Annotated in this window: 12 protein-coding genes; 6 read left to right on the forward strand and 6 right to left on the reverse strand. The window is 72.8% G+C overall.

The features are described 5' to 3' along the window. Positions 1–4 precede the first annotated feature (4 nt). Together ACZ4UB_RS06330 and ACZ4UB_RS06335 are read right to left on the reverse strand one after the other, a co-directional pair. The gene (locus ACZ4UB_RS06330; RefSeq protein ID WP_468068626.1) at positions 5–1,018 is read right to left on the reverse strand and encodes a DNA-3-methyladenine glycosylase family protein; all 1,014 of its coding nucleotides are present in this window, start codon (positions 1,016–1,018) and stop codon (positions 5–7) included. A gap of 458 nt (positions 1,019–1,476) precedes the next feature. Continuing rightward, a complete protein-coding gene (locus ACZ4UB_RS06335; RefSeq protein ID WP_468068627.1) occupies positions 1,477–2,937 on the reverse strand; it encodes a peptidoglycan recognition protein family protein in 1,461 nt (486 codons plus the stop codon). 139 nt (positions 2,938–3,076) lie between these two features. Between ACZ4UB_RS06335 and ACZ4UB_RS06340 the strand changes: the two genes are divergently transcribed. The 4 genes from ACZ4UB_RS06340 (at position 3,077) to ACZ4UB_RS06355 (ending at position 8,974) form a co-directional block, all read left to right on the forward strand. Continuing rightward, positions 3,077–3,826: a TIGR03089 family protein gene (locus tag ACZ4UB_RS06340; RefSeq protein ID WP_468068628.1), complete on the forward strand. Its 750-nt coding sequence runs from the start codon at positions 3,077–3,079 to the stop codon at positions 3,824–3,826. Positions 3,827–4,010: 184 nt separating this feature from the next. Then, positions 4,011–5,222 (forward strand): LCP family protein, encoded by a 1,212-nt coding sequence (locus ACZ4UB_RS06345; protein ID WP_468068629.1) that lies wholly within the window; start codon positions 4,011–4,013, stop codon positions 5,220–5,222. Between the two features lie 221 nt (positions 5,223–5,443). Then, positions 5,444–7,207, forward strand: coding sequence for an LCP family protein (locus tag ACZ4UB_RS06350; RefSeq protein ID WP_468068630.1), 1,764 nt, complete (start codon positions 5,444–5,446; stop codon positions 7,205–7,207). Positions 7,208–7,297: 90 nt separating this feature from the next. Continuing rightward, a complete protein-coding gene (locus tag ACZ4UB_RS06355) occupies positions 7,298–8,974 on the forward strand; it encodes an LCP family protein (protein ID WP_468068916.1) in 1,677 nt (558 codons plus the stop codon). Between the two features lie 70 nt (positions 8,975–9,044). On the opposite strand, the gene ACZ4UB_RS06360 is transcribed toward ACZ4UB_RS06355, so the two are convergent. Next, positions 9,045–10,073: a glycosyltransferase family 2 protein gene (locus ACZ4UB_RS06360; protein WP_468068631.1), complete on the reverse strand. Its 1,029-nt coding sequence runs from the start codon at positions 10,071–10,073 to the stop codon at positions 9,045–9,047. Positions 10,074–10,229: 156 nt separating this feature from the next. Between ACZ4UB_RS06360 and ACZ4UB_RS06365 the strand changes: the two genes are divergently transcribed. Next, a complete protein-coding gene (locus ACZ4UB_RS06365; protein ID WP_468068918.1) occupies positions 10,230–11,714 on the forward strand; it encodes an LCP family protein in 1,485 nt (494 codons plus the stop codon). A 32-nt stretch (positions 11,715–11,746) separates the two neighbouring features. Here ACZ4UB_RS06365 and ACZ4UB_RS06370 read toward each other — a convergent pair whose 3' ends face one another. The 3 genes from ACZ4UB_RS06370 to ACZ4UB_RS06380 form a co-directional block, all read right to left on the reverse strand. Then, the gene (locus ACZ4UB_RS06370) at positions 11,747–13,243 is read right to left on the reverse strand and encodes a glycosyltransferase family 39 protein (protein ID WP_468068633.1); all 1,497 of its coding nucleotides are present in this window, start codon (positions 13,241–13,243) and stop codon (positions 11,747–11,749) included. Then, positions 13,240–14,505: an acyltransferase family protein gene (locus ACZ4UB_RS06375; protein ID WP_468068634.1), complete on the reverse strand. Its 1,266-nt coding sequence runs from the start codon at positions 14,503–14,505 to the stop codon at positions 13,240–13,242. Before ACZ4UB_RS06375 ends, ACZ4UB_RS06370 begins: the two co-directional genes overlap by 4 nt. A gap of 243 nt (positions 14,506–14,748) precedes the next feature. Next, positions 14,749–15,309 (reverse strand): acyl-CoA thioesterase, encoded by a 561-nt coding sequence (locus ACZ4UB_RS06380; RefSeq protein ID WP_354382915.1) that lies wholly within the window; start codon positions 15,307–15,309, stop codon positions 14,749–14,751. Positions 15,310–15,414: 105 nt separating this feature from the next. Between ACZ4UB_RS06380 and ACZ4UB_RS06385 the strand changes: the two genes are divergently transcribed. Next, on the forward strand, positions 15,415–16,752 hold the full coding sequence (locus ACZ4UB_RS06385) for an LCP family protein (protein ID WP_468068635.1): 1,338 nt from the start codon (positions 15,415–15,417) through the stop codon (positions 16,750–16,752). Positions 16,753–16,891: the final 139 nt, after the last annotated feature.

Consider the following 16,891-nt stretch of genomic DNA (forward strand, 5'->3'; position numbering starts at 1 on the left):
CCTCCTAGAGCTTGCCGATGTCGGTGCGGGGCATCTTCGGGACGCGGCGGGGTGGGGTGCGGCCCGCGAGCAGGATCAGGCGGGCGGCGCGGTGGCGCTGGCCGGCGCCCTGGTCGGCGTACGGGGCCAGGAGTTCCAGCATCGCGGCGTCGTCGGCGTCGCGGTCGCCGGTGAGGGCGTAGCCGATGGTGCCCGGCAGGTGCAGGTCGCCGGTGGTGACGGCGTCGGCGGCGCCGTTGCTGCGCTGGAGGGTTTCGGCGGAGGTCCACGGGCCGATGCCGGGGACGGCCTCCAGCCGGGCGGCGGCGGCCGGGAGGTCCATCGCGGCGGCCTCCTCCATGCGGGGCGCGACGCGGGCGGCGCGGACGATCGTGGCCGAGCGCTTCGCGTCCACGCCCGCCTTGTGCCAGTCCCAGGACGGGATCAGGGCCCAGGTGCGGGCGTCGGGCATGACGTACAGGTCCGGGTGCGGGCCCGGGGCCCGCTCGCCGTACTGGCGCACCAGGCGGCGCCAGGCGCGGTAGGCCTCGTCGGTGGTGACCTTCTGCTCCAGCACGGTGGGGATCAGGGCTTGCAGGACCAGCCCGGTGCGGGTCAGGCGCAGACCCGGGCGGCGGCGGTGGCTCGCGTGCACGAGGCGGTGGCGGGGGACGAAGACGGTCGGGTCGTCGTCGGCGCCGAGCAGGGCGGGGAGGGTGTCGAGGGCCCATTCCGTGCCGGGGCCCCAGGCGGCGGCGGTGACCGTGCGGTCCGCGGTGCGGGTCAGGCGGAGGGTGGCGGGGCCGGTGGGGGTGCGGGTGCCGAGCCAGACGGAGCCGTCGGGGGTGGTGCGGAAGGTGGGGTCGCCGGGGCCGCGGCGGAGCGGGCCGAGGACTAGGCCCAGGTCGATCGGGGCGGTGGCGGCCCATTCCCGTGACCGGGGGGCGGGGGCGGGGGCGGGGGGCCGCGGGGGCTGGGGGATGTCGGTGCGGCCGCCGCGGATCGCGGTGCGGGTGAGGGGATCGAAGCGGCCGGCCATGCCTCGAGCGTAGCCCCGCGACCACGCCTCAATCGCCGGCGAGGCTGAGGTCGGCCGCATCCGCCGGCGGGGCTGAGGTCTACCCCATCAAGCCTGCCCGGCGCTTGAGGGCACCCGCCCCGAGGGCACACGGCCCGCACCCGGCGGCTCCGGCCGAGGCCGCGCCTCAAACGCCGGCGAGGCTGAAGTGGACCCCATCAAGCCTGCCCGGCGCTTGAGGGCACCCGCCCCGAGGCCGCGCCTCAAACGCCGGCGGGGCTGGGGTGGGGCCCCTCAAGCCTGCCCGGCGCTTGAGGGCACCCACCCGGAGGGGGCACGGCCCGCACCCGGGAGCTCCGGCCGGAGCCGCGCCTCAAACGCCGGCGGGGCTGGGGTGGGGCCCATCAAGCCTGCCCGGCGATTGAGGGCACCAGCCGGGGCTGGGGTGGGGGTCAATGGGCCTGCCCGGTGGTTGGGGGTCAGGGGCGGCCCTGGAGGTGGGCTGAGGAGGTTCGGGTGGTGGGGAGTTTGCCGTAGAGGAGGCGGCCGGGGCATTCCGTGGCGAAGCCGTCCCGGTGGCCGGAGATCACGTTCATCCGGACGTTCGTGCCCTTGGCGTAGAGGTTGCCCCCGCCCGACCGGAGCGTCGTCTTCGACAGCGGGTTCGCCCCGAAGAGGCCGAGCTTCCACGCCGTGAGCCGCGCGACCGCGCTCACCGCCGCGCCCGGCGGCTGCGCGTCCGTGAAGGTGCCGATCACCGCGATGCCCATGCTGTCCGTGTTGAAGCCCATCGTGTGGGCCCCGAGCACCGGCTTGGCGACACCGCCCGCCCGGCCCTCGTACACGGTCCCGCACTTGTCGACGGCGAAGTTGTAGCCGATGTCCCGCCAGCCCTCGCTGACCACGTGGTAGCGGTACAGGCTGCGCAGCACCGCCGGGGCCTCCTTGCAGGCGTAGCCGTTGCCGGAGGCGGTGTGGTGCACGAAGGCCGCCTTGACCGTGTTCGTGTAGACGAACCCGGACTCGCGCAGCCGTTCGTCGGCGCCCCAGCCCCGCCGGGTGACGATGGCCGGGCGCGGGCCGATGTAGGGCCGGGCCGCCGGGCTGAGCGTGCCCTCGCTCGCGAGGATGGCGTCGGCGGTGGAGTCGGCCTTGTTCAGCTGCGGGATCAGCAGGGCGCCGAGCGGCGCGTGCGGGACGTTGGCCGCCGAGGACTCGGCCATCTCCATGCTCATGCCGGGGGCGCCGATCGCCGCCTCCCCCTTGTCGTCACCGGCCGGCTCCGCCCCGTTCTTGGCGTCGGCGGCCGGGAGCGTCCGGGCCGGCGTGGCCCCGGGGTCGACGAGCTCGATCCGCAGCCCGGACGGCAGCTTCGCGGTGCCCGGGCCGCCCGGGACGGCTGCCCGGTCGCCGGAGCGGGGCGCGGCGGCCGGCTCGGCCATGACGCGGACCTCGACGCCGTCGGAGGCGCCGACCCACAGGGGGGCCGTGCCGCCGCGGACCCGGCCCGCAGCCCGTTCCGCGGTGTCGGGGTCGGCGGCGTGCTCGCTGTTGTGGGTCTCGACGTCCTGCCAGCCGGACCAGGTGCCGGTGCCGACGGAGCGGGTACGGACCTGGACCCGGCCGGTCAGTTGGGTGGTCGCGTCGTCCCAGACGACGCCGACCATGGAGAAGGTCCCCACGTCACGCGCGGGCAGACCCTTGGTCTCGGGGAGGCGGGGGGTGGCGCTCATGCCGGGCACGCCGGTGTCCCGGTCGGCCGCGGACCGGAGCGGGACGAGTGGCAGCGACTGGGTGGACCCGGCCGGGGCGGTCGGGGCCACGGGGGCCGCCGCCGTCCCGGCCTGGGCCGCCGCCGCCGTGGGGAGGGCGAGGGCGAGCGGGAGGGACAGTGCGGCCGCGGTCGCGACGCCGATCGAGGAAGCAAGGAATCCACGCATGCAATGGATGCTGAACGCGTCCCCGACGGCCCGCCATCCGAGAACTGACGGATCGTCGGCTCATCGGCCCGCCCCCTCCTCCGTACGGGGGAGGGGTATGACCGCCGTACGGGGGAGGGCCCCGCGTAGCCTGAGCCGCGTGAACACCACTGACCGCACCCCTGCCGACCTGCTGCGATCCGCGCTCGCCGCCGACCCGGGCCGCCCCCTCGTCACCTTCTACGACGACGCGACGGGCGAGCGCGTCGAATTGTCCGTCGCGACCTTCGCCAATTGGGTGGCCAAGACCGCCAATCTGCTCCAGGGCGACCTCGGCGCCGAGCCCGGCGACCGGCTCGCGCTGCTGCTGCCCGCGCACTGGCAGAGCGCCGTGTGGCTGCTCGCCTGCGCCTCGGTCGGCGTGAGCGTCGAGATCGGCGGGGATCCGGCCGACGCGGACCTCGTGGTGAGCGGGCCGGACACGTTGGAGGAGGCGCTGGCCTGTTCCGGGGAGCGGGTGGCCCTGGCGCTGCGGCCGCTGGGCGGTCGCTTCCCGCAGCCCCCGGCCGGCTTCGCGGACTACGCGGTGGAGGTGCCGGGGCAGGGCGACCGGTTCGCGCCCTTCGTACCGGTCGATCCGGCGGGGCCCGCGCTGAGCGTCGGGGGCCGCACGCTCTCGTACGCGGAGCTGGTCGACCTGGCCCGTGCGGACGCGGCCGGGCGCGGGCTGGTCGCGGGCTCGCGGCTGCTGTCGGGAGAGGGCTTCGACACCTGGGAGGGGCTGTCGGCGGGGCTGTTCGCACCGCTGGCCGCGGGCGCTTCCGTGGTGCTCTGCCGTCATCTGGAGCAGCTGGCGGAGGGCGCCCTGGCCCAGCGGACCGAGAGCGAGCGCGTCACCCACACCGCCTAGGAGAGGTTTGAACCGCCGCGCCACTCCCACATCGCCCACCTGCGGAAACGCGCTATTTGTCACCCACACGGCCTAGTACGCCCCCCTGCCCCCGGGCCGCTCCGGCGACCCCGGGGCAGGATCGGCGTAGGCCGCGTACTCACCCGTACGGGGCGCTCGCCCAGCGGTGAGGACGGACACGGACGTGACGGACGGCGCAGGCATACCCGGGCACACCGGTGCGGGCACGGGCGGTACGCCGCCCCCGCGCCGGCGGCGTCGGCTGCTGCGCTGGCTCGGCCTCGGGCTGGTCCTGCTGGTCCTGCTGGGGGCCGCCACGGGCTGGTGGATCTACCGCAGGCTCGACGGCAACATCAAGGAGGACACCTCCGCCGCCGCCGAGCTGCGCCGCTACGACCGCGAGCGCCCGGTACACGTCGTGGACGGGGCGCAGAACATCCTGCTGCTCGGCTCCGATTCGCGCTCCGGCCAGGAGAACTCCGGGTACGGGCAGGACGGCGGCACCCAGCGCTCGGACACCGCGATCCTGCTGCACCTGCCCGCGGACCGGCGCAGCGCCACCGCGGTGTCGATACCGCGGGACCTGATGACGACCGTACCGAGCTGCGTGAAGCCGGACGGGACCCGCACCGGTGAGCAGTTGGCGCAGTTCAACTGGGCCTTCGAGTGGGGCGGGGCGGGCTGCACGGTCCGCACCGTCGAGAAGCTGACCGGCATCCGGGTCGATCACCACATCGTGGTGGACTTCGGTGGCTTCAAGAAGGTGGTCGACGCGGTCGGCGGGGTCGAGGTCTGCCTCAAGGCGCCCGTCGACGACACCGACGCCAAGCTGAAGCTGCCCGCCGGCCGGCAGACCCTCGGCGGGGAGCAGGCGCTCGGCTTCGTCCGGGCGCGGCACGGCCTGGGCGACGGCAGCGACACCGAACGCATCGACCGCCAGCAGGAGTTCCTGGGCTCGCTGGTGAAGAAGGTGCAGAGCAACGGGGTGTTGCTCAATCCGGCGAAGCTCTACCCGCTGCTGGACGCGGCGACCTCCTCGGTGACCACCGACCCGGGGCTGGCCTCGCTGCGAGGACTCTACGAACTGGTGCGCGGCCTGCGGGACATACCGACCGACCGGATCAACTTCCTGACGGTTCCGCGCAGGCCGTACGCGGCCGACCCGAACCGGGACGAACTGGCCGAGCCGTACGCGGAGCGGCTCTTCCGCCAGCTGCGCATGGACGAGCCCGTGACGGTGGTCCCGTCCGCGCCCGTTGATCAGCGGGAACAGGCCTCGGGCAACGGCACGGGCGAGGGCAGCGGCGCACCGACGGCCGGCACGGGAACCACCGCGAGCGCCTCCCCCGTCCCCACTTTCACCGGAACCACGGCGGGGACCGCCACCTGCCGGTAAAGCAATCCAAAAAGCCGGTGCCCGAACCGAGCGGGATGGGGCGATTGCCCAGTTATAGGGGGAGTGGAATTTCTCACCAGCATGGTTTGACAGCGAAGTGGCCGGATAAGGTGAGCGATCCGGTGCGCGGGCGGGCCTGAGGCCGCGCACCAGCCGGATCGTTGACCGAGCGCCTGGGGGGAGGCGCGTCGCGAGGCACCCGACGGAGGACTCGAGCAACCGTGGATGCGCACAGCCGTGGGCGAGCAGAAGAAGTCGACCCCGCAGACCAATGGGTCATCGACCCCCGCACGGGCAACTACGAGCTGCGACTGGACCGCTCCGCTGCGCAGCAGCCTTCCCTGGCCTCCCCCAGACGAGTCCGCGGCTCCTTCGCCTCCCCCCGGCTCGCCCCCCGCTCGGCCCGGCCCGGCCGGACCACGACGACTCCCGCCACTCCCGCGAGCCCGACCGCGCCGGCCCCGGGAGTGCCCAAACCCCGGCGCGGCGAAGGCGCGGGCGGCGGGCGGCGGGGCGGGCGCAAGGCCGCCGGTGGCGGCGGCCGGCGCAAGGGGCTGACCGTCGTCGGCGGCTCGCTCGCCTTCGTCCTGGTGGGTGGCGCGCTGGCGGGCTACCTCTACTACGACCACCTGAACGGCAACATCAAGACGACCGACACCCTCGGTGCCGGCCGCAACGGCTTCCAGAAGGACCAGCCGATCAACATCCTGATCATCGGTACGGACAAGCGGACCGGTGACGGCAACCAGGGCTACGGCGACTCGGACAGCCCCGGGCACGCGGACACCACCTTCCTCTTCCACGTCTCCAAGGACCGGACGAACGCGACGGCGCTGTCGATCCCGCGCGACCTGATCACCAACATCCCCACCTGCCCCACCAAGCAGCCGGACGGCTCGACGAAGAACATCCCCTCCCAGCGCGGGGTCCGCTTCAACACGAGCCTCGGCCAGGAGGGCCGCGACCCGGGCTGCACCATGCGCACGGTGCAGGAGCTGACCGGGATCCCGGTCGACCACTTCCTGATGGCGGACTTCAACGCGGTCAAGACGCTGAGCACCGCCGTCGGCGGGGTGCCCGTCTGCCTGGAGAAGGCCGTCAAGGACCGGGATTCGAAGCTGGACCTGACGGCCGGTGAGCACCGGCTCGACGGGGAGCAGGCGCTCGCGTTCGTCCGTACCCGGCACTCCTTCGGCAACGAGAGCGACCTGGACCGGATCAAGACCCAGCAGCAGTTCCTGAGTTCGATGATCCGCGAGATGAAGTCGAAGGAGACGCTGAGCAGCCCCAAGAAGCTGTTCGCGCTCGCGGAGGCGGCCACCAAGGCGCTGAGCGTCGACAAGGGCATGGGGTCGATCTCCCAGCTCACGGCACTCGCCGGAGAGTTGAAGGGGATCAACCCCAAGAACATCACCTTCACCACGCTGCCGGTGCTCGACAATCCGGCCGAGCGGGTCAAGGCGACCGTGGTGATCAATCCGGGGCAGGCCGACCCCCTGCTCCAGATGATCCGCGGGGACGTCTCGCTGACCGCCGTGGAACAGAAGGAGAAGGCCGCCGAGGCCGCGGCCAAGAGCAAGCAGGACGCGCTGCTCCAGGGCGATCGCGCGCCGGCCGCGGACGTCCGGGTGAGCGTCACCAACGGTGGCGGACCTCAGGGTTCCGCCTCCACCACGCTCGCGTGGCTGCAGAATTCCAAGGGTGTGGAGCGGTCGAGCAACCTGGGCAACGCGCCCGCCAAGCTGGAGCGGACCACGCTGGAGTACGCGCCCAACCAGGCCTCCCAGGCCCGGGCGCTCGCCGACATGATGGGCCTGCCCGCTTCGGCCCTGAAGCCCGGCACGGCGGACGCACCGCCCAAGACCCCGATGAAGCTCACGCTCGGCGCGGACTTCAAGGGTGCGGGAATCTCGCTCACGGCGCCGCAGCAGGCACCCGAGGGAGTCCAGCGGGTCGAGGCCGACAAGGCCGTCTGCGCCAAATAGGGGGTCCCGATGGGGGACCGCCACAGGAATGACCGGCACAATGCCTGACGAATCAGGATCTTGAGGGGGGTACGTGTGACGCACAGCAACGTGCGCGGGGAGGGTGCGCCTTCCGGGGCCACCGGAGGCATACCCGGCAGCGGCGGTGGGGCGCCCGGCGCGGTACCCCGCCCACGCGAGGGCTCGGGGGGCGGGGCCGCCACCGGCGGCAACGGCCCCGGAGCGGGCGGCCCGACGGGGCCGGGGCGGCGGGGGCGCAGACGCGTGCTGCGCTGGACGGCCTCGGTGCTGGCGTTCGTGATACTCGGGACGGCCGGCGCCGGATACCTGTACTACCGCTACATGAACGGCAACATCAAGACGGACATCCTCAACCTCGGGGACAGCCGGCTGAAGGGGTCCAAGCCCAACGCCTTCGGGCAGACCCCGCTGAACATCCTGCTCATCGGCTCCGACGCGCGCAACGACAAGGAGAACCAGGCCCTCGGCGGGGCCAAGGACACCTTCGACGGGCCGCCGCTGGCGGACGTGCAGATGCTGCTGCACCTGTCGGCGGACCGCACCAACATGTCGGTCGTCTCGATGCCGCGCGACACCCTGATCAAGATGCCGAAGTGCACCGACACGGACGGCAAGGTCTACCAGGCCAGCACGCGGCTCGTGCAGACCAACGAGTCGCTCGGCCGCGGCGGCCCCGGCTGCACGGTCGCGGCCTGGCAGGAGCTGACCGGCATCCCGATCGACCACTTCATGCTGATCGACTTCAAGGGCGTGGTGGCGATGGCGGACGCCATCGGCGGCGTCCCGGTCTGCGTCCAGCAGAACGTGATCTCGCGCAACAGCGAGGGCCACGGATCGGGCCTGAAGCTGCCCAAGGGCCAGAACGTCATCCAGGGCGAGCAGGCCCTGCAGTGGCTGCGCACCCGCTACGGCTTCGAGGACGGCACGGACATCGGCCGTACGCACGCCCAGCACATGTACATGAACTCCATGGCCCGCGAGTTCCGCAAGAACGCCAAGCTCACCAACCCGGTGAAGCTCAACAGCCTGGCGCAGGCGGCCATCCACGCCATGGTCGTGGACCCCGGCCTGAACAAGATCGACAAGCTGTTCGACCTCAGCATGGAGCTGAAGAAGGTCCCCACGGGCCGGATCACCATGACGACCATGCCGTGGGTGTACAGCACCCGCGAGGAGGGCCGGGTCGAGCCGAAGCCGGTCGAGGCCGAGGAACTCTTCAAGATGGTCCGCGATGACGTCCCGCTCGACGGCAAGGGCACCCCGGCGGCCGCCAAGTCCGCCGCGCCGGCCTCCCCCGCGCCCTCGCAGCCCGCCGCCGCCTCCCCCGCGCCGCCCGCCAAGATCTCGGTCCTGGTCCGCAACGCGACCGGTGGCAAGGACGCGCCGGAGAACAAGGTCAAGGGCCGCTCGACCGAGGTCACCGCGCTGCTGACGACCAAGGGCTTCACCAAGGCCGTGGCCGACAACCAGGTCGCCGGCGAGGACACCACCGTCGTCCGCTACGCGGGCCTGGACCAGGCCGCCGACGCGCAGGCCGTGGCCACCGCGCTCGGCCTGCCCGCCGGCGCCGTGCAGCGCTCGACGGACGTCAGCGGGATCACCCTGTTCGTGGGCAAGGACTGGCGCACGGGCGACGCCCCGGCGGCGCCCGCCCCGGCCCTGAACAAGGCCCCGGACTCGGCGCGCCCGCTCAACGGCGACGACGACAAGGAGTGCATGGCGATCCAGCCGGGCTTCACCTGGTAGCCACCGCGCACGTGCGAGAGGGGCCCGGCGGATCGCATCCGCCGGGCCCCTCTCGCACGTCGCGCGCGTGCTACGGGGCCGCCGGGGCGTCCTCGCGCATCGACGGGCGGCGGCTCGCGATGACCTTGTTCGCCAGCGAGCGCGGGCTCGTCAGGAAGCCGAAGCCCCAGGACATGTGCATCGTGGCCAGGGCCACCGGGATCTGCGCGCGGGCCTTCAGCGACAGCCCCTTGCCCGCGGGGACGGAGCCCGCGGTGATCGCGGCCAGGTAGCCCGCCGGGACCACGAAGGCCCAGGGGGTGAGCGTCGCGCCGGCCACCGCGCCGGCGGCGATCGCGACGAGCGCGGTCGGCGGGGCGAGGTAGCGCAGGTTGATCGAGCCCGCGTGGTAGCGCGCCACGACGTGGCGCCACCGGCCGTAGTCCTTGTACTGCTTGGCCAGCGCCCGTACGGAGGGGCGCGGGCGGTACTGGACCTTCAGCTCGGGCGAGAACCAGATGAGCCCGCCGGCCTCGCGGATGCGGAAGTTCAGCTCCCAGTCCTGGGCGCGGATGAACTCCACGTTGTAGCCGCCGGCGCGCTCCAGCGCCTCGCGGCGGAACACTCCGAGGTAGACGGTGTCGGCGGGGCCCGCCTCGCCGCCGGTGTGGAAGGCGGCGTTGCCGACGCCGATCTTCGAGGTCATCGCGGCGGCGACGGCTTCTTCCCAGGCGTTCTCGCCCTCGGCGTGCATGATGCCGCCGACGTTCTGCGCGCCCGTCTCCTCCAGGAGGCGGACGGCGGTGGCGATGTAGTTCGCGGAAAGCATGCCGTGCCCGTCGACCCGTACCACGATCGGGTGACGCGAGGCCTTGATCGCGGCGTTGAGGGCGGCCGGGGTGCGGCCGGTGGGATTCGGGACGGTGTGGACGCGCGGGTCCTCACGGACGAGCTGGGCGGCGATCTCGTCGGTCCGGTCCGTGGACGGGCCGAGCGCGATCACCACCTCCATCTCGCCGGCGTAGTCCTGCCCCAGGATGTGCCGGACGGAGTCGCGCAGGTGGCGCTCCTCGTTGAGCACCGGCATGATCACCGAGACTGCGGGCTGCTGGGTGGGCATGTGGTCCTTCAAGGTCGGGTATCGGTGTCACGTTACCGCGTACGGGGGAACCGGGGCGCGCCGGACGATCGGTACGGTCAGTCGCTGATCGTATGGGCCTACTGTTCTGACGAATCTGCCCCTGTTGCCGCCGCGGAGGTGCCCCACGTGTCCCCCGTGCCCCACCCGCACCGCTCCCCCCGCCCCGCACCCCCGCATCCCGCCGTGCGGGGCGGCCGCCCGGCCAAGCGCGCGCGCCGGCCGCGCTGGGGAGTGCGGCTGGCGGCGACCGTGTCGGTGGTGGTGCTGGGCTCCGGCGCGATCGGCCACGCGGTGATGACCGGACTGGACACCGGGATCGAGCGGGTGGACCCCTTCAAGGACATGAAGAACCGCCCCCAGGCGGGCCACGGCGTGAACTTCCTGCTCGTCGGCACCGACGGCCGGGACAAGATCACCCCGGACCAGAAGCGCGACTACCGGCTCGGCGGGGCGCCCTGCCACTGCACGGACACGATCATGCTGGTGCACATCTCGGCCGACCGGGAGCGCGCCAGCGTGGTCAGCCTGCCCCGCGACAGCTACGCCGAGGTCCCCGAGCACATCGACGCCACGACCGGCAAGGTCCGGCGCGCGCACCCGGTGAAGCTGAACGCCGCCTACGCCGAGGGCGGGCCGAACCTGACCGTGCGCACCGTGGAGAACATGACCCGGGTGAAGATCGACCACTACCTGGAGGTCGACTTCACCAGCTTCATGAAGACCGTCGACGCGATGGGCGGGGTGGAGATCTGCACCGCCAAGCCCATGCAGGACTCCTACACGGGCCTCGACCTCCAGCCCGGCACGCACCGCCTCACCGGCGGCCAGGCCCTGCAGTACGTGCGCGCGCGCCATGTGGACGGGGCCTCGGACCTGGGCCGGATGCAGCGCCAGCAGCGGTTCGTCGCGGCGCTGATCAAGCAGTCCACCGGCGGCGGGATCCTGCTGAATCCGGTGAAGTTCAAGCAGGTCAGCTCGACCCTGCTGGGCTCGGTCCGGGCCGACCGGGGCTTCGGCTCCGAGCAGATGCTGGCGCTGGGGCAGGCGATGCGGGACTTCGCCCCGTCGTCCTCGGAGTTCGCGTCCGTACCGGTCGGCGACGCCTCGTTCCCGGTGAAGGGGCTCGGCGAGACCGTCAAGTGGGACGAGGCGAAGGCGGCCAAGGTCTTCGCCGCGCTGCGCGACGACCGCCCGCTGGCCCCGGCCCGGCCGGCGCCGGGGCCGGGTAGGGCGGCGCCGCAGCCCGCCGTACCGGTGGACGTGGCGCCCCAGCAGATCCGGATCCAGGTGGAGAACGGCACCCGGATCGACGGCATGGGCGGCCGGGTCGACGAGGCCCTGCGGGCCACCGGCTTCGACACCACCCGGGCCCCGGGCAACGCGGCCAGCCGGGAGATCAAGCGCACCGTGGTCACCTACGACCCGCGCTGGGACCGCTCGGCGCGGACGGTGGCGACGGCGCTGCCCGGCATCGAGCTGCGGGCGGTGGCCGGCCAGGGGCGGACCCTGATCGTGACGGCGGGCTCGGACTACAAGAAGGTGGTCCCGGTCCGTGCCGAGGACCCCTACCAGGGCGAGTTCGGCGTGGTCACGGGCGACCAGGTGGTGTGCGGGGGCTGAGCCCCCGCCGCCGCACCCGGCCGCCGCCGCGATCAGCGGTTGCGCTCCACCAGGGTCACCTGGAGCCCGCGCACCTTGGTGCTCTCCACGACCTTGTAGTGCGCGCGCAGCGCGTCGGCCTCCGCCGCGGGCAGCTTGTGGAAGGGGTCCTTGGTCCCGCTCCAGGTGACCACCCAGATCCGGCGGGTGTCGCCGAGGCAGGCGGTCGGCTGGTCGCAGGCCACCGGGAACAGGTCGTCGTTGGCGACGGCCGACTTCGCGGCGAACACGTCGCGCAGCTTGACCCGGTCGGGCAGGTTGTACTCGACCTGGTAGTCGACCATGTAGACGCTGTCGTGCCCGCGGACCGGTACGAAGCCGTCGCCGGGCCGGTAGCCCTTGGTGATGACGTCCGCGACGGAGGCGCCGACGACGCCCTTCTCCTTGGAGAGCTCGGCGCGCAGCTGGACCTGGTCCGTGACCCCGAGACCGACGATCAGCACCAGCCCGACGACGCCGGCCGCGCGGGGCTTCAGCGCGGCCAGTCCGGCCGCGGCGAGCACCACCCAGGCGGGCACGGTGAAGGCGAGGTAGCGGTCGAAGAAGTAGGCGGTGCTGCCCTGCGAGACGATCCAGCAGCCCACCACGGGCAGGGCGCCGACCAGCGCGATCTCCATGGCCGGGCGTCGCCCGCGGCTCCAGGCGAGCGGCAGCGCGGCGGCGGCCAGCACGCCCGCCGCGACCAGCGGCGAGCCGAAGAGGCTGTTCCACACCTCGGCGATGGTGCGCAGGTGCGGGGTGGTCAGCCAACCGATCTGGCGGCCGGCCTGGCTCTGGCCCAGCAGCACCAGCGGCAGGACGGGCAGCAGGGCGAGCACGACGGCCAGCGCGTACCCGACGGCGAGCCGCCACCGGCGGGCCCGGCGGGCCCGCAGCAGCACGATCACGGCGTGCGGCAGCAGGACCAGCAGCGAGACGATGTGGAAGAGTCCGGCGGCGCAGAGCGCGACGGAGTACGGCAGCCAGCGCCGCACGCCCGGCCGCTCCAGCGCCCGCAGCAGCAGCCAGGTCGCCGCGGCGACGGCGAGGACGACGAAGGCGTACGAACGGGCTTCCTGGGCGTAGCGGCTGACGACCGGGACCAGCGCGAAGAGCAGCCCGGCGAAGACCGCGGTGCGGCGGTCGAAGAGCGTGCGCGCCGTCAGGACGACGAAGGCGGCGGCTGCGGCCATGGCGAGCGCGGAGGGCGCGCGCAGGGCGACCAGGGAGTCCCCGAAGAGCGAGGTCCAGCCGTGCAGGAGCAGGTAGTAGGCGCCGGAGACGGCGTCCACGTTCCCGAGCATGTCGAGCAGGTCGCCGGTGTCGCGGGTGGCCGCGCTCCAGCTGGCTATCTCGTCGCGCCACATCTGCGGGGTGCCACTGCCGACGAGCCCGACGGCGAGGGTGAGCAGGGCCGCCCAGAGCCAGTCGGGGGCGGTGCGGCGGCGGGCCCCGGGGGCGGCGGTGCGCGACGCGGGGGCGGGGGCGGTCCGGGTCTCGGTGCGACTCATCGGCCGTGGCCTTCCGCGTGGGCTCGGGCGGGTTCCGGTGCGCCCGCGGGGGCGGGCACCGCGGCGGCCGGGTCGCCGGCGCGGCGCCGGACGGGCGGGTCGCCCTTCGGCAGCGCGAGGCCGGGGGCGTCCAGCATCCGCTTGAGCAGGGCCGACAGCGGCCGCTCCGCGTAGCGGTGGACGATCCAGGCCAGCAGCAGGATCGCGGCGAGGGCGAGGCCGAGCATCGGGTAGACGCCCACGCCGTTGTTCCGGCCCCAGGTGATCAGGGCGAAGCCGATCTCCTGGTGCAGCAGGTAGACGGGGTAGGTGAGGGCTCCGGCGACGGTGAGCCACTTCCACTGGATCCGGTCGAAGGCGCCCAGCGCGATGGCCAGCACGATCCCGAACGCCAGCAGGGAGAAGCCCGCCATGACGTTCCAGCTGAGCTTGTGCATGACGCCGTACTCGTAACTGCCCTTCGTGCCCAGCAGCATGTGCTGGGCCACCAGCCAGGAGAAGCCGACCACGCCCAGCAGCAGCCAGTTCACCCCGAAGCGGTAGATCAGGAACATCGCCACGCCGGCGATGAAGTACGGGGCGTACTCCGGCATCGCGAACATCTTCAGCAGCGCCATGTCCGACTGGCCGGCGACCACCGCGAGGACCATCCAGATCCCGCAGAACGCCAGCACCCGGCGGTAGGTCAGGCCGAGGGCCACGACGACCGCGAAGACCAGGTAGAAGCGGAGCTCGACCCAGAGCGTCCAGTAGACCGGGTCCACTTCGGAGACCCCGAGCGGCTGCTGGAGCATGGTGAAGTTGGTGAAGATGTCGGACTTGCTGAGGTGGCTGCGGCTGGGGCGGGCCGTGGCCGCGTAGTTCACCACGAGGGCCGACAGGATGATCGCGACCCAGTAGGCCGGGAAGAGGCGCACGACCCGGGAGGTGAAGTACTGGCGCGGGGTGCGGCCCCAGCAGGACATGCAGATGACGAAGCCGCTGATCATGAAGAACAGCTCGACGCCGAGGAATCCGTAGGCGGTGAAGCGGTGCACGTCCGGCATCAGCTTCTGCGGGGTGCCGCCCCAGATCTCCGGGTAGCGGTTGACACCGGTCCAGTGGAACGCGACCACCATGAGCGCGGCGATGAGGCGCAGCCCGTCGAGCGCGCGCAGCCGGGGCCGCCGGGCGGGGGCCGCTGGGGCCTCTGCCGGGCGGTGCTGCGGGGCGGCGGACACGTGGACCCCGGGTGCCGGGGAGGGCGGTACGACCGTCGACATATGAGGAGCTTCTCCGCAGCAGAGCCGGATACGGGCGGACGCCCCGATCCCGGCGAACCGGGCCGGGCAGAACGTCAGCTCATCAGTCTACGTGCGCTCGTCCGTGGGACGGGACGGCCCGGGGTCCCGAGTGAGCGACACCTCAGTACGGCTCGGTGCGGCGGGCCGCCGCGGTCCACACGTCGCCGCGGCCCACACGTCGTCGCGGCTCACTCGTCCTCGCGGCTCACTCGTCGTCGCGGCTCACTCGTCGTCGAAGCCCTGGGCCGCCCGCTCCTCGCGCAGCGCCATGATCGCCCGGCGGCGGGCGAGGCGGTGCGTGCGGCGGATCTCCGCCTCCTGGTAGCGGCGCCGGTCCTGGTCGGTCTCCGGGAGCACCGGCGGCACGGTGCGCGGCTTGCCCTCGGCGTCGACGCCGGTGAAGACGAGGTAGGCGCTGCCGACCTGGGTGGCGGGGGTGGACTCGTTCCACCGCTCGGCCAGGACCCGTACGCCGATCTCCATGGAGGAGCGGCCGGTCCAGTTGCACTGGGCCTTCACGTGCACGAGGTCGCCGACCCGGACCGGTGCGAGGAAGGCCATCTCGTCCATGGAGGCGGTGACGGCGGGGCCGCCGCTGTGGCGCCCGGCGACGGCACCGGCCGCGTCGTCCACGAGTTTCATGATCACACCACCGTGCACCGTGCCCAGGAGGTTGGTGTCGTTGGCCGTCATGATGTGGCTCAGGGTGGTGCGCGAGGCCGAGATCGGCTTGCCGGGCGCCGGTGCACCCTGGTCGCCCCGCACGTCCGGTGTGTCTGTCATACCGCCACCTTAAAGCTGTCGCGGATGCATCAGCTGTGCAACAGCACCGGTACGAAGCCCCGCCCACCCTGTCCGGGGCCCTCCCCGGCCAGGCATCCTTAGGACATGAATGACTGGCCTGATGGGCGGCGGAACGAGAACCGCGACGACCGGTACGGACGGGGCGCCCAGGCGCGCCCGGAGGACGCCCAGCGGATGCCGCACGTCCAGCGCCGCCAGCCGCAGCGCCCCGGCCAGCAGCCCGGACGCCCGCCCGTACCTCCGCAGGGCCGCCCCGCGCAGGCGCCGCCCGGTTACGGCGTACCGCCCCAGCAGCAGTCCCGCGACAGCGGCTACGACGGCGGTTACAACACCGGGCAGGTCTACGGGTCCCCCTCCCCCCAGCGCCCCGGCGGACCGGGCGGCCCCGCGGGCCCCGGCGGTCCCGGCGGACGCGGCGGGTCCGATCGCGCCCCGGGGGCCGCGCCGGACTGGCGCAAGCGGATCAAGATCGGCTCGATCGTGCTGGTCTCGGCGCTGGTCGTGACCACCGTCGGCACCTACTTCTGGGCCGATTCCAAGGTGCGCCGCGAGGTCGACCTCTCCAAGGTCATCGAGCGCCCGAAGGAGGGCGACTGCACGACGTACCTGATCGTCGGCTCCGACAGCCGCGAGGGGCTGTCCGACGAGGACAAGAAGAAGCTGCACACCGGCTCGGCCGAGGGCAAGCGGACCGACTCGATGATGATCCTGGCGGCCTGCTCCAGCGGGAACACCATGGTCTCGCTGCCGCGCGACTCCGATGTGGAGATCCCCTCCTTCATCGGCTCGCAGTCCGGCAAGAAGTTCCCCGGCAAGGGCAAGCGGGAGAAGCTCAACGCCGCCTACGCCGACGACGGGCCGGAACTGCTGGTGCGCACCGTGGAGTTCAACACGGGCCTGCGCATCGACCACTACGCCGAGATCGGCTTCGCGGGCTTCGCGAACATCGTGGACGCGCTCGGCGGCGTGGACATGAACATCGAGAAGGGCTTCAAGGACGAGAAGTCCGGGGCCGACTTCAAGGCGGGCGAGCAGACCCTCAACGGCGAGCAGGCGCTGGCCTTCGTCCGGACCCGCTACGCCTTCGCCGAGTCGGACCTGGCGCGGACCAAGAACCAGCAGAAGTTCCTGTCGACCCTGGCCCACCAGGCGGCGACGCCGGGCACGATCCTGAACCCGTTCCGGCTCTACCCGACGCTGGGCGCGGGTCTGGACACCCTGATCGTGGACAAGGACATGGGCCTGTGGGACCTGGGCGAGATGTTCTTCGCGATGAAGGGCATCAGCGGCGGTGACGGCGTCTCGCTGAACATGCCCATCTCCGGTGAGCGGAACGGCAACCTCATCTGGGACAAGACGAAGGTGCAGCAGCTGGTCAAGCAGATCCAGAACGACCAGAAGGTGACGGTGACGGCGAACTAGCCGTCCCGGGCGGGAGCCCTCGGCGGGGAAGGGGGGGGGGGGGGGGGGGGGGGGGGGGGGGGGGGGGGGGGGAGGGGGGGGGGGGGGGTGGGGGGGGGGGGGGGGGGGGGGAGGGGGGGGGGGTGGTGTTCTCTGTGGC

Source organism: Streptomyces sp. NPDC028419 (assembly GCF_055565515.1).